General features: G+C 62.8%; 12 protein-coding genes and 2 pseudogenes. 7 read left to right on the forward strand and 7 right to left on the reverse strand.

Going from position 1 to position 12,609, the window contains the following annotated elements:
* Positions 1–8: 8 nt before the first annotated feature.
* The 4 genes from kdpB to K309_RS42005 all read right to left on the reverse strand — a co-directional run bounded on the left by kdpB (position 9) and on the right by K309_RS42005 (position 4,438).
* Positions 9–2,246 (reverse strand): potassium-transporting ATPase subunit KdpB, encoded by a 2,238-nt coding sequence (gene kdpB / locus K309_RS0128380; RefSeq protein ID WP_029049512.1) that lies wholly within the window; start codon positions 2,244–2,246, stop codon positions 9–11.
* 118 nt (positions 2,247–2,364) lie between these two features.
* Positions 2,365–4,185, reverse strand: a complete 1,821-nt coding sequence (gene kdpA, locus K309_RS0128385) for a potassium-transporting ATPase subunit KdpA (RefSeq protein WP_029049513.1) — start codon at positions 4,183–4,185, stop codon at positions 2,365–2,367.
* Complete coding sequence (gene kdpF, locus K309_RS37740; protein ID WP_035878527.1) at positions 4,185–4,274, reverse strand: K(+)-transporting ATPase subunit F; 90 nt, start codon at positions 4,272–4,274, stop codon at positions 4,185–4,187. Before kdpF ends, kdpA begins: the two co-directional genes overlap by 1 nt.
* Positions 4,274–4,438: a hypothetical protein gene (locus K309_RS42005; RefSeq protein ID WP_156914469.1), complete on the reverse strand. Its 165-nt coding sequence runs from the start codon at positions 4,436–4,438 to the stop codon at positions 4,274–4,276. Before K309_RS42005 ends, kdpF begins: the two co-directional genes overlap by 1 nt.
* A 384-nt stretch (positions 4,439–4,822) precedes the next feature.
* On the opposite strand from K309_RS42005, the gene K309_RS0128400 reads away from it, so the two are divergent.
* The 5 genes from K309_RS0128400 to K309_RS0128420 all read left to right on the forward strand — a co-directional run bounded on the left by K309_RS0128400 (position 4,823) and on the right by K309_RS0128420 (position 10,355).
* Entirely contained in the window at positions 4,823–5,347 is a 525-nt protein-coding gene (locus K309_RS0128400) for a universal stress protein (RefSeq protein WP_029049514.1), read from the forward strand.
* 148 nt (positions 5,348–5,495) lie between these two features.
* Positions 5,496–5,717, forward strand: coding sequence for a DUF2188 domain-containing protein (locus tag K309_RS0128405; RefSeq protein WP_029049515.1), 222 nt, complete (start codon positions 5,496–5,498; stop codon positions 5,715–5,717).
* Between the two features lie 86 nt (positions 5,718–5,803).
* On the forward strand, positions 5,804–6,583 hold the full coding sequence (locus tag K309_RS40540) for a PTS sugar transporter subunit IIA (RefSeq protein ID WP_051320660.1): 780 nt from the start codon (positions 5,804–5,806) through the stop codon (positions 6,581–6,583).
* A 150-nt stretch (positions 6,584–6,733) separates the two neighbouring features.
* Complete coding sequence (locus K309_RS0128415; RefSeq protein WP_029049516.1) at positions 6,734–8,353, forward strand: methyl-accepting chemotaxis protein; 1,620 nt, start codon at positions 6,734–6,736, stop codon at positions 8,351–8,353.
* A gap of 133 nt (positions 8,354–8,486) precedes the next feature.
* Positions 8,487–10,355: a potassium transporter Kup gene (locus K309_RS0128420; protein WP_232232525.1), complete on the forward strand. Its 1,869-nt coding sequence runs from the start codon at positions 8,487–8,489 to the stop codon at positions 10,353–10,355.
* Between the two features lie 291 nt (positions 10,356–10,646).
* Here the strand turns inward: K309_RS0128420 and K309_RS40545 are convergent, their stop codons facing one another.
* Positions 10,647–10,823, reverse strand: coding sequence for a zinc-binding dehydrogenase (locus K309_RS40545; protein WP_084402584.1), 177 nt, complete (start codon positions 10,821–10,823; stop codon positions 10,647–10,649).
* 167 nt (positions 10,824–10,990) lie between these two features.
* Between K309_RS40545 and K309_RS43255 the strand changes: the two genes are divergently transcribed.
* Complete coding sequence (locus tag K309_RS43255) at positions 10,991–11,143, forward strand: thioredoxin family protein (protein WP_232232526.1); 153 nt, start codon at positions 10,991–10,993, stop codon at positions 11,141–11,143.
* Positions 11,144–11,281: 138 nt separating this feature from the next.
* Positions 11,282–11,505: pseudogene (locus K309_RS43260) on the forward strand (TonB-dependent receptor); the annotation flags it as partial.
* A gap of 334 nt (positions 11,506–11,839) precedes the next feature.
* On the opposite strand, the pseudogene K309_RS37755 reads toward K309_RS43260, so the two are convergent.
* Both K309_RS37755 and K309_RS0128440 read right to left on the reverse strand, forming a co-directional pair.
* A pseudogene (locus tag K309_RS37755) lies at positions 11,840–12,274 on the reverse strand (cation efflux transmembrane domain-containing protein); the annotation flags it as partial.
* A gap of 51 nt (positions 12,275–12,325) precedes the next feature.
* The coding region (locus K309_RS0128440; protein WP_029049518.1) for a Tn3 family transposase at positions 12,326–12,609 on the reverse strand (284 nt) is incomplete at its 5' end.

Here is a 12,609-nt window from a genome sequence, read left to right on the forward strand (position 1 = left end):
GTGGGAACTCAGACCCACCCAAAGAGGGCCAGGATCATGTCGATCAGCTTGATGCCGGCAAACGGCACCAGGATGCCGCCAAGGCCATAGACCAGCAGGTTGCGGCGCAGCAGCACGGCGGCACCGAGCGGCCTGTAGACCACGCCCTTGAGCGCCAGCGGGATCAGCACCACGATGATCAGCGCGTTGAAGATCACCGCCGACATGATGGCCGATGCCGGCGTGGCGAGCCCCATCACGTTCAGCAGGTTAAGCTGCGGGTAGGTAGTCGCGAATGCCGCCGGGATGATGGCAAAGTACTTGGCAATGTCGTTGGCCACGCTGAAAGTGGTCAGCGAGCCGCGCGTCATCAGCATCTGCTTGCCGATCTCGACGATCTCGATCAGCTTGGTCGGGTTGCTGTCCAGGTCGACCATGTTGCCGGCTTCCTTGGCCGCCTGCGTGCCGCTGTTCATCGTGACGGCGACGTCGGCCTGGGCCAGCGCCGGTGCATCGTTGGTGCCATCGCCGGTCATGGCTACCAGCCGCCCTTCGCTCTGGTATTGCCGGATCAGCTTCAGCTTGGCTTCTGGCGTGGCTTCGGCCAAGAAGTCATCGACACCCGCTTCGGCGGCAATCGAGGCCGCTGTCAGCGGGTTATCGCCGGTGATCATCACGGTCTTGATGCCCATCTTGCGCAACTCGCCGAAGCGTTCGCGAATGCCGGTCTTGACGATGTCCTTCAACTCAATCACGCCAAGCACACGCACCGCATCGCCAACGGCTTCGGCCACCACCAGCGGCGTGCTGCCGACGCGGGCGACCTCGTCCACAGCTTGCAGTACGGCATCGGGAAATTTTCCGGCACGCTCGGTCACATAGCGGCGTACAGCATCGGCTGCGCCCTTGCGCACGTGGCGCTCGTCGCCAGCATTGCTCAGATCGACCCCGCTCATCCGCGTCTGTGCGCTGAATGGCACGAATACCGGCTGCAACGTCGAAATCTCCGGCGCCGTCACCCCTGACTGCTGGCGCGCCAGCGTGACGATGCTGCGGCCTTCCGGAGTCTCGTCGGCCAGCGACGATAGCCACGCTGCTTCCGCGAGCTGCACCTGCGACACGCCCGGCGCCGTGATAAAGCGCGAGGCCTGGCGGTTGCCATGGGTGATCGTGCCGGTCTTGTCGAGCAGCAGCACATCCACGTCACCGGCGGCCTCGACCGCACGGCCGGACGTGGCAATCACGTTCGCTTCCATCATCCGGCTCATGCCGGCCACGCCAATGGCCGACAGCAGGCCGCCGATGGTGGTCGGGATCAGGCACACCAGCAGCGCCACCAGCACGGTGATCGTCACCGGCACGCCAGCCTTTGTCACCAGCACGCTATAGAGCGAGAACGGCTGCAGCGTGGCGGTGGCCAGCAGCAGGACCAGCGTCAGGCCGACCAGGAGGATAGTCAGGGCCAGTTCATTCGGTGTCTTCTGGCGCTTGGCGCCTTCGACCATCGTGATCATGCGGTCGATGAAGCTCTCGCCCGGGTTGGTGGTGATGCGCACCACGATCCAGTCGGACAGCACGCGCGTGCCGCCGGTCACTGATGAGAAGTCGCCGCCCGACTCACGGATCACGGGCGCCGATTCACCGGTGATGGCGCTTTCATCGACCGAGGCCACGCCGTCGATCACGTCGCCGTCGCCGGGGATCATGTCGCCGGCCTGGACCAGCACCACGTCGCCTCGGCGCAGCGCCGTCGCGGGGCGCGCTTCGGTGGGACCACCACGTTTGCCGTCCTTGAGCAGGCGCGCGGTGACCGTGGTCTTGAGTCCACGCAGCGCCTCGGCCTGTTGCTTGCTCCGACCTTCCGCAAGTGCCTCGGCAAAGTTGGCAAACAGCACCGTGAACCACAACCAAACCGACACCGCCAGGATGAAGCCCGCGCTCTCGCCGCCAAGAGCCGCTGCGGGGCCGAACATCGCCTTGAGGAAAAGGATGGTCGTCAGGATGCTGCCCACGTAGACCACGAACATCACCGGGTTGCGCAGCTGGTCGCGCGGCGACAGTTTCCGGAAGGCCGCGACAAGTGCCGGTTTCACCAGCGCCGGCGCGAACATGCTGCGCGACGCCGGGCGATGAGGATGATGGTGATGATGGGTAGAGCGTTGCTGGCCGGCGACCGGCGCACTCTGCGCCTGGACAGGGTTGGAGGCGGTAGCCTCTTGGGTCTTGCTGCCGCGCTTGGCCGATGGGGTCATCGAATCATGTTGCATGGTTTCTCCGCAATCCGCTAGAGACACCCGGTGCCTGCGGCTGCGAGGCAGTGCAAGCTCCGAACGTGTTGGAATGCTGCTCGATATTTCTTCGTCAGTGGTGCCGTCAGTGGTCGCTTTACTTGGCTGCGGTTGCCGTCACCGCCCCCTGGAGCTGCTCGGCGATCGGCCCCAGTGCCAGGGCCGGCACGTAGGTCAGAGCCCCGACCATCAGCACCGTACCCACCAGCAGGACCACGAACAGCGGGCCATGTGTGGGCATGGTGCCGCCGCTGGCCGGAATGCGCTTTTTGGCCGCCAGCGAGCCCGCCAGCGCGAGGACCGGGATGATGATCCAGAACCGGCCAAACCACATAGCCGCCGCCAGCAGCGTGTTATAGAACGGCGTATTGGCAGACAGGCCCGCAAAGGCGCTGCCATTGTTGTTGGCCGCCGAAGACAGCGCGTACAGGATCTCCGAGAACCCGTGCGTGCCGGGATTGAAGACACCGGCGCGCCCCGCCTCGGCCATGACCGCCACCGAGGTGCCAAGCAGCACCAGAAGCGGCGTGACCAGGATCGCTACGGCGGTCATCTTTATTTCATACGCTTCAATCTTCTTGCCCAGGTACTCCGGGGTGCGGCCGATCATCAGGCCAGCGATGAACACCGCGAGCACTGCGTAGACGAGCATGCCATACAGCCCCGAGCCGACGCCGCCGAATACCACCTCGCCCAGTTGGATCAACAGCATCGGCACGAGCCCGCCGATGGCGGTAAACGAATCATGCATGCCATTGACGGCGCCGCATGAGGCCGCGGTCGTGATGGTGGCGAACAACGCCGAGGCCGCCATGCCAAAGCGCGTCTCCTTGCCTTCCATATTGCCGCCGGCCTGCAGCAGCGATTTGGCGTGGTCAATCGGCAAGCCGGACAATGCCGGGGTGGCCATTTGTTCGGAGAGTGCGGCAACGCAAGCCATGGCGACAAAAATGACTGTCATCGACGCCAGCACGGCCACCCCCTGTCGCCGGTCGCCCACCATCTCGCCGAACGTAAAGCACAGCGCCGCCGGTATCAGGAAGATTGCCAGCATCTGGATAAAATTGGCCAGCGCATTCGGGTTTTCGAACGGATGGGCCGAATTGGCATTGAAGAAGCCGCCGCCGTTGGTGCCTAGCATCTTGATGGCTTCCTGCGAGGCAACCGGGCCCATCGCCAGCGTCTGCTTGTCGGTCTTCAGGTCTTCCGTCACCGGCTTGCCCTGTGCGTCGATCACGGGCTGCCCGGCTGCATCGACTTTCGGCTGACTGTACTCAACTGGCGTAACCAGGCTGACTTCCTTATACGCATCGAAATTCTGGATCACGCCCTGGCTGACCAGCGCCAGCGCAATCACGGTCGCGATCGGTGCCAGCACGTACAGCGTGACGCGAGTGACATCCACCCAGAAGTTGCCGATGGTGGCTGCGCTCTGGCGCGCGAAGCCACGGATCAGCGCGAACACCACGGCGATGCCGGTCGCCGCAGAGAAGAAGTTCTGCACGGTGAGCGCGAGCATCTGCGTCAGATAGCCCATGGTCGACTCGCCGGCGTAGCCCTGCCAGTTGGTGTTGGTGACAAAGCTGATGGCTGTATTGAACGCGGAATCCGGCGTGACAGCGCCGAAGCCTTGCGGATTCAAGGGCAGCCAGCCCTGCACGCGCTGCAGTGCATAGACAGCCACCACGCCAAGCAGGCTGAAGGCCAGGACGGCGATGGTGTACTGCTTCCACCCCATCTCTGTATCGGCACGCACGCCGCCCAGCCGATACAGTAGCCGTTCCAGCGGACGGCCCCAGACAGTCAGCGCATAGTTGCCGTCCTCCACGGCACGCCGGAGGTAGCGTCCGAGAAATGGGGCGCACGCCAGGAGGATGGCGAGATAGAGGACCAGCAGGCCCAAGAATTGGGAGGACATCAGAATTTCTCCGGCCGAAACAGCGCAATGAGGAGGTAGACAAAAATAGCGACGGCCAGCACGCCGCTCAGCAGATCCGTCCAGCTCATCACAATCCCCTGTCCGATGCGCTGTTCTTTGCCAGCATCTGGTTATGCGGGCCGCCATGCTCGCTGCCTGCCGAAGACTTGGGGGCAAGCGCGGCGCAAAGCCCCAGCAGGGCCGCGCTCAGCACGGCGAAGCCAATCAATACGATCAGAAAGATCCCGTCCATGACAAAACACCCTTGCGTGGTTCTCGGCTTGCAGAGTAGCGACGGGGTCGTAAAAACAGGGTAGAAAAGTGGCCGGTGCGTATAAAAAACTCATAAAGATTCGCACGGACATATTGGTGAAGCGCTTCGAGAAGCACTTTTCGGAAGTTTTGCGAACGGGATATGGGCAGCAATGCCCGCTGCCATTGCCATTGCCACGCACCTGGCGGTGCCCGGCATCAAAAAGGAAAAGTGGTCGTCGCCCGGCCTTTCTTTATCGCATTTTTATGCGATGGCCCGATAAATTGATGCGGGCTACACGCGTCCTCGCGTACGCTGATTGCATGGGATTCGCTGCGTCGGCAACTTCTCCGACGCGGTACCGCTACCAGTGTTGAAACCGCCATGATCAAGCTCCTCGTCGCTGTTGACGGCTCCGACAGTTCGCTATGGGCTGTCCGGCATGCAGCATTTCTCCATAGAGAAGGCAGCATATCTGAGGTTGTATTGCTCAACGTGCAAGCCCCGATTGAGCGTGGCAGGGCCTCTGGCTATCACTCCCTCGCCAAGCTGCGCGAGCGGGAGCGCGAGGAGGGGGAAGCTGCACTGACATCCGCGGCCGAGATCCTGGAAGATTCCGGTGTGAAATATGTGGCGCAGATAGGGATCGGCTCACCCGCGAACACGATACTGAACGCCGCACAGGCCTGCCAATGCGACGGTATCGTTTTAGGCCTGTCAACGTGGTCGCGCTTCCTGGCCCTGGTCGGCGCAGGTACGCCGGTGAAGATCACGCGACGCTCCCCGGTGCCCGTCACGCTGGTCAACGCCCCGCACGCGCAGATCCCATCTGAGTTCACGGTGCATTGTCCGCGCATCAGTCATGCACGCCCCACGCTCGTCGTCTATCCGCCTGCATTCCATATGTAGCAGGGTCTAGCCACCACAAAGCCCGCCTCACGGTGGAATCCCATTCAGGCCTGTCATTCGGTGCGCGCCGCCGCGCCAGCACAATGCAGCCCCATTACTGATGTACTAGCTCGCGCCCACGAACTGCAGCGATTGGTAGAGGAGGTCCATGTCCGCCAGACTTCAAGTCGTCGCCTACCATGACGGATGGGATGTCATCTACGAGGGCGCGCGGAATGCGGAGTCGCACCACCCTACCAGGGAAGCTGCTGTGTTCGCCGCGAGCGCCCAGGCTCAGCGCGATGGGGCGTTGCTCGTCAGTTTCGATCGCCATGGCAATGAAGTCGTCCGGCATGACTACGGACGTACCACCGCGAGGTGGATAGCGTGACACGTGCTTCGATTGATCCGCGGTCTTACCCCGGAGCCCGGCCGCTTGCGACCGACGCGCCGATTCAGGCGGGCCGGTGCGTCACCATGCATATCACCATCGACGCGCAGCACGCTGCGCCACTGCGGCATGCCTTGATACAGACATGCGCCGACCAGCCGTGGTCCATCCGGCTGGCCATGTTGCCCGGCGGCACACGTATGCGTCTCTCGCTGACCCTGCCGAAGGCAGCAATTAACGAGGCCATGCTGCATGTCACCGACCTTGCCCCCGGGGCTGAAGTGGGGCAACTGGTTGAAGTTCCGGCTGAGCCGACTGATGCCTGGCGCAACGTGATTCGCGCTGGCTCAATACGTGGCCCTGCGGTTGCATACCCGGCTCGGCCTCAGGCGCAGGCTATCGGACAACTGCTGTGCGAATCAAACGTCGTGCTCGGACTCGATGTCCCGGACCAGTCGGGGTTGTTTCAGGCGCTCGGCGCGCTTGCCGCACGGCGGTACCCATTGAGCGCGGAAGCCGTCACTACCGCTCTTGCCGTACGCGAAGCGTCTGGATCGACCGGGTTGGGTCAAGGTGTCGCCGTACCCCACGGCCGCATCGCCACCGTACCGCAGGCGTTAGGCTTTTACGTTCGGCTCTTGGAGCCCATCTCCTTCAACGCGCCAGACGACCAACCAGTCAAGGATTGCGTCGTCCTGCTGTTTCCGGAATGGGATATCTACACACACCTGCACGTGCTGGCCAGCGTGGCCCAGTGCTTCTGCGATCAGCACTTTCGCACGTCGCTTCAGCGCTGCATGGATCCCAAGTCGGTGTGCACGCTGTTCTCTGGCCTTGGTTCTTCGCAGGCGCCTGTCTGGCGCTGACACATTGAAATGAGGTGATCGGTACAGTACTCTGGACGACATACCATCTTTGGTGATGCCGCATCGCAGTCTTCCGCCATGACGACCCGAATTCTGGCGTGATAGGCATCTGCTGCGCAAACGTCCAACAAGAATAGTAGGGGGTAGGCCGTGAACCAATTGACTATCCGCACACGCATCCTGGTGAGCTTCGCCTTCATCCTGCTAGTCATGGCGCTGATGGGGGGCGTGGCACACAACCGGCTATCAGCCATCGATCGCAATGTCGGCGTCATGAAAACGGATGCCCTTCCTGGCCTTCGCTATAGCACGGCGCTGCTTGCGACATGGAATGAACTCTACGTACTAGGCTGGCAGACCCTGACCGCGGGCAGCGAGGGCGAGCGCCGCCGCTACTTTGAACAGCGCCACGAAGCCAGACAACGCCTGGATGCGCAAGAGCGTGACTATGAGACGACCATCTTCCGCGATGAAGACCGTAAGCGCTTCGACGCTTACAAGGAGGCCCGCGCCAATTACGACCGCGCTGCCGGTATCTTCAGCAATCCCACTGCCTCGCCGGGCTTTGTAGCGGCCGATGCCATCGCGCGCGGCCCTCTCCACACGCATTGGACGGAGGGCATCAAGGCGCTGCAAGCGGTGGTCCACGATAACGACAGCACGGCCGAAACCGCTGCGGCCAATATTGTTGGCTCAGTCGGCCTGGCCAGGCGCACTATCGAAGTATCCTTGCTCGCGGCGGCATTGGTAGCGACGGTCAGCGGCTACCTGCTGATGCGCGCGCTCACGGTGCCGATGCAGTCCATCGTCAAGCTGCTGTCCGAACTCCGTGGCGGCGACCTGCGGCCGCGCATGGCACTGCGGCGCAAGGACGAGTTCCTGGCGGTGGAAGAAGGCTTCAACCAGATGACCGGCGTGCTGACTTCCCTGGTGGGCCAGGCGCAGCGCACCGCGATCCAGGTCACCACCTCGGTCAACGAGATCGCCGCGACCGCGCGCCAGCAGCAGGCCACCGCCACCGAGACCGCGGCCACCACCACGCAGATCGGCGCGACCTCGCGCGAGATCTCCGCTACCGCGCGCGACCTGGTGCGCACCATCCATGAAGTCAGCAGCGCCGCCGAGCAGACCGCGGGCCTGGCGGGGACCGGCCAGATTGGCCTGTCGCGCATGGAAGGCACCATGCAGCATGTGATGGACGCCGCCGGCTCAGTCAACGCCAAGCTCGCCACGCTCAATGAAAGGGCCGGCAATATCAACCAGGTGGTGACCACCATCTCCAAGGTGGCCGACCAGACCAACCTGCTGTCGCTGAACGCCGCGATCGAGGCCGAAAAGGCTGGCGAATACGGCCGCGGCTTCTCGGTGGTGGCCACCGAGATCCGCCGCCTGGCCGACCAGACCGCGGTGGCCACCTACGATATCGAGCAGATGGTGTGCGAGATCCAGTCCGCCGTGGCTGCCGGCGTGATGGGCATGGACAAGTTCTCCGAGGAAGTGCGCCGCGGCATGTCGGAGGTCACGCAGGTGGGCGACCAGCTGTCGCAGATCATCGCGCAGGTGCAGTCGCTGGCGCCGCGCGTGCTGATGGTCAACGAAGGCATGCAGGCCCAGGCCGGCGGCGCCGAGCAGATCAACCAGGCGCTAATGCAGCTGTCCGAAGCCGCGCAGCAGACCGTGGAATCGCTGCGCCAGTCGAGCCAGGCGATCGACGAACTGACGCTGGTGGCCAACGACCTGCGCAATGGCGTCTCTCGCTTCAAGGTCTGATTTATCTTGATGCCAGGCCGACATAGATTCCAACAGCAAGCATTCGTCTTGTTGGCTCGAAGTCGGCAGTGAAGCACGGGAAACTATGCCTGCAGCAAATGCTTCGCCCTCTGCCCGGTCCCATGACACCAGCATGGCCATGCTGGCGCTGGCTGCCCTGGGCATTGTCTTCGGAAACCTGGGTACGAGCCCGCTTTATGCGTTGCAGGAGGCGTTCCACGGCATCCACGGTGTGACGCCGACGCCGGAGAACGTGGTCGGCGTGGTATCGCTCTTCCTCTGGTCGCTGATCCTGATGGTGAGCGTCAAGTATGTCTATGTGCTGATGCAGGCCGACAACCACGGGGAAGGTGGTCTGCTGGCCCTTCTGGCACTGCTGGTCGGGGAGCGGACCGGACGCCTCGCGAGCCGGCGGGCCCTCCGCTGGGTGTTCCTGGCGATATTCGGCACTGCCATGCTATATGGCGATGGCATCATCACGCCGGCGATCTCGGTGCTCAGTGCTCTCGAGGGGATCGAGGTGGCGACGCCAGCCTTGGCGCACTATGTCGTGCCGCTGACCGTAGTGATCCTCGTTGCCCTGTTTGCCATCCAGCCACTCGGATCGGGGCGGGTCGGCGTGGCCTTCGGACCGATCCTCGGCACGTGGTTCGTGGCGATCTTCAGCTTCGGCGTGATCTCGCTGGTCGAGACGCCGGCGATTCTCGCGGCGCTCAATCCGATGAACGGCGTGGCGTTTTTTCTGAACAACGGCTTTCACGGCTTTCTGGCCCTGGGAGCGGTAGTCCTTTGCCTGACGGGTGGCGAGGCCCTGTACGCCGACATGGGTCACTTCGGAGCGCGTCCGATCCGGATTGCATGGTACGGACTCGCGTTGCCGTCCCTGGCCGCCAGCTACCTCGGGCAAGGTGCGCTGCTGCTGCGTGATCCGGGGGCAGCGGCCCGGCCGTTCTACTCGATGGTGCCCTCGTGGGCGTTGTATCCGATGGTGGTCCTGGCGACGCTGGCAACTATTGTCGCGTCCCAGGCGCTGATCTCCGCCGTGTTTTCGCTGACGCGGCAGGCGGCGCAACTCGGGCTGTCGCCGCGCGTGGCAGTCAGGCACACCTCGTCCAGCACGGCCGGGCAGATCTACCTGCCGGGCATGAATTGGGCATTGATGGCCGGAACGATTGCGGTGGTGCTGATGTTCCGCTCGTCGTCCAGCTTGGCGGCAGCGTTCGGCATCGCGGTATCCACCACGATGGCAATCACGACAATGCTCTTCATCGCCTTGGCACGTGTCCGCCTGAGGTGGCCGGTGTGGCGTATCGCAACGGTCGCCGGGGTCTTCCTCGCGGTGGACCTGGCGTTCGTCGCGGCCAATGCCATGAAGTTCGCCGACGGTGGCTGGCTGCCACTCGCGATCGGTTCGCTCACCTTCCTGGTGTCGCTATCATGGCTGGTGGGGCTTCGGGCGCTGCGCGACGCGCGTCAGGTATCGGGTATTCCCTTGGACGCGTTCATCTCCAGCTTGGCACTGTCCCCGCCACACCGCGTCAGGGGCACGGGCGTGTTCCTGATGTCAGCAGGCAACGCGGTGCCGACGACATTGCTGCACCATCTCAAGCACAACCAGGTATTGCATGAGCGAGTTGTCCTGCTCACCCTGCTTACCGAAGAGACCCCACGCGTGCAGCAGGCCGAGCGATGTAGGGTCGAATGCCTCGAGATCGGCTTCGTGCGGATCGTGGGCCGGTACGGGTATCTGGAAAATCCGAACGTGCCACATCTGCTCGAACTGGCCTCGGTGCGGGCCGGCCGGCCGCTTTATGAAGACATGACGACGTCGTTCTATCTGGGGCGCGAATCGCTGGTCACGGCTACACAGGGAAACCTAGGCAGGCGGGTACTGATGAATCTGTTCATCTGGCTATACAGGAATGAACTCGACGTGACCGTTCACCTGGGTCTCCCGCCGAATCGGGTGGTGGAACTCGGGACGCGCTTGGATCTGGTCTGACGGGCGGCCGGGGCGCCGCTGGCGCTCGTGCACGTATTGTCATTCGGCCCAGCCAGGTCGAATGGCTATAATGGCCAAGTTCTGCTGGTGGAGTGATGATCGCCGAACGGCGGAAACTGGCTGCTGCCCTAGCCTGATGAATCAGCGGCGATCCACACCGCATGATCAATGTCGGACCGGGTTCGGCCACAACACTCCACGCTGACAACGGACGGTGACGCTCAAAGTTGCAAGTACTTCACGTCGAGCAAGCGTCGTTGCCTCTGCGAGAAAAAACAGAGATCCCTCCTTCTATCGGATCTTGATGACGACCTTCCCCTTTGCACGCCCCGTTTCGACATAAGCCAAAGCCTCTCGCGTAGACCCAAACGGATAAATTCTATCGATCACGGGCCTGATCGCAGCTGCCGCAATCAGCGTAGCGATCTGGCCTAGTTGGCCTCCAATGGAAGGAATAGCTGACGTCATGACGTTTCGGCGCCTTGCGGATCCGGTAGCTTAGAAAGCGAATCGCCGTTTTCAGGAACACGCGACTCCGAGCAACCGCAACTGTTGCAGTACGCCGGGCGCGCCTATGTGCTGTGTCGCGCGGAAGCAGAGGGCTTCCAGCTCTTTGCGATATCGAAGGAGGCCGCATGAAGCATTCCCGTCGCTGGCTGCTGGCCAGCCTGCCGCAACTGGCCGCCAGCCAGCAGGGCAAGCCCTTTGTGCTCGTGGTGTGGTCGCTCGACTGCGTCTATTGCAAGCGCAACTTTGAAGCCATCGGCAAGCTGCGCGCGCCACCCTGAGCTTCTCCTCGTCACGCTGTCGATGGACGGGCCCCGTGGCACGGCAGCAGGTGCAGCAGCGGCTTGAACGTACCCGCCTGACGCGCAACGCTTGGATGTTCGGCAACGAGGCGCAGGAGCGCCTGCGCTACGCGCTGCGGCGGCGAGCGGCTGGGCGTGACAGCGATGGCCTATCGCAATGACTGGAGGAGCTCCACTGACTCCCGCAGCGCGCCATCAGCGAGGGCCAGATCTCGCGATTCGGCTATATCCACCCGATCGACGGCGGCTATGCGTCGCGCTACAACATCTCGGCCGACTGGCTGCGGCCGCTGGCGTCTGGCATGGTCCAGGCCAGCGCCTACGTCATCAAGTGCCGGCTGCAGTCCGCTCTTCAATTTGCTGCTCGGGCCACTGGGTGATGCCGCGTGACCCAATAAGTGCGGCGATGTCGGAAGGTGCCCGCCAACGGCCCGTCCGGAGGCAGCTGTCGGACTGGATTTGCACCCATCTACTGCCGAGGGTTAGCGGGTCAACGTGATGAACAGATACCCGAGATAGAGGGCCGAGAAAAGCCAAGTAAGGCAATGCTGAAGTTTTGGCGGAACGGAACGAGTTTGAGCACTTTCCGCAAAGAGCTAGCTATCACTTGCCAACAGTACTGTTGAGGCAGCACCGCAGAGTCGAAGGCCCGCTTCCGGCGACTACGCCAGTCCTTCAGTCGGCGCAGCGATGAATTTCGACGGTCACATGCACGAGTTCCTCGTGTATGCCAAGCGCGCTCCTAACAGTTGCTGGCGAGAGCGTTGAATCATGCGTGACCAGACTCACGAGGCACGCGAACTTTTCCTTGCCCACTCGCCATACATGCAGGTCGGCGATTCGCGTGCCATCTTGCCCGACGTTGAACTTCTGGAGCACCTCGCGGACCTCCTCGACGACTGGGTGGTCCATCTCTCGGTCTAGCAGGACTACGCCAGTTTGCCTTAGCAGGCCGAACGCCCAGATGCCAACGAGAATTGCGCCAACGATACCCATCGCCGGGTCGAGCCAGCTCCAACCGAGCAGCCAGCCGCCGGCCAGGGCGAGGATGGCCAGCACTGACGTGGCCGCATCAGCCAGGACATGAATGTAGGCCGAACGCAGGTTCAGGGGCGGCTTCAGAATTCGGAAAATATTGCCCTCTAAGACCTCGCTCGCGAGTTAGCGCTCGGCTAGACGCCGCAAGGGGCGGAACTTTCCTGCTTCCGGTTTATGGCTCATGCGCCACACGTAGTCGCCGGTCAGGTTGATATGCTCCCACCCCAAGGGCGACAAATAGGGATACAGCGCCGGATCGACCGGCATGCCGCGGCTCTCCATTGCCTGCACAGCGCGCTCAAGATAGACGGTGTTCCAGAGAACGATCGCCGCAGTCACCAGGTTTAGTCCGCTGGCGCGGTACCGTTGCTGCTCGAAACTGCGATCGCGTATTTCGCCGAGACGGT

The organism is Cupriavidus phytohabitans (assembly GCF_000426345.1).
Classification (GTDB): domain Bacteria; phylum Pseudomonadota; class Gammaproteobacteria; order Burkholderiales; family Burkholderiaceae; genus Cupriavidus.

What these genes read in the sequence shown, in the direction of transcription:
- kdpB (WP_029049512.1), bottom strand. Translation starts at nt 2,246, where the DNA reads ATGCAACATGATTCGATGACCCCATCGGCCAAGCGCGGCAGCAAGACC.
- kdpA (WP_029049513.1), bottom strand. Translation starts at nt 4,185, where the DNA reads ATGTCCTCCCAATTCTTGGGCCTGCTGGTCCTCTATCTCGCCATCCTC.
- kdpF (WP_035878527.1), bottom strand. Translation starts at nt 4,274, where the DNA reads ATGAGCTGGACGGATCTGCTGAGCGGCGTGCTGGCCGTCGCTATTTTT.
- K309_RS42005 (WP_156914469.1), bottom strand. Translation starts at nt 4,438, where the DNA reads ATGGACGGGATCTTTCTGATCGTATTGATTGGCTTCGCCGTGCTGAGC.
- K309_RS0128400 (WP_029049514.1), top strand. Translation starts at nt 4,823, where the DNA reads ATGATCAAGCTCCTCGTCGCTGTTGACGGCTCCGACAGTTCGCTATGG.
- K309_RS0128405 (WP_029049515.1), top strand. Translation starts at nt 5,496, where the DNA reads ATGTCCGCCAGACTTCAAGTCGTCGCCTACCATGACGGATGGGATGTC.
- K309_RS40540 (WP_051320660.1), top strand. Translation starts at nt 5,804, where the DNA reads ATGCATATCACCATCGACGCGCAGCACGCTGCGCCACTGCGGCATGCC.
- K309_RS0128420 (WP_232232525.1), top strand. Translation starts at nt 8,487, where the DNA reads ATGGCCATGCTGGCGCTGGCTGCCCTGGGCATTGTCTTCGGAAACCTG.
- K309_RS40545 (WP_084402584.1), bottom strand. Translation starts at nt 10,823, where the DNA reads ATGACGTCAGCTATTCCTTCCATTGGAGGCCAACTAGGCCAGATCGCT.
- K309_RS43255 (WP_232232526.1), top strand. Translation starts at nt 10,991, where the DNA reads ATGAAGCATTCCCGTCGCTGGCTGCTGGCCAGCCTGCCGCAACTGGCC.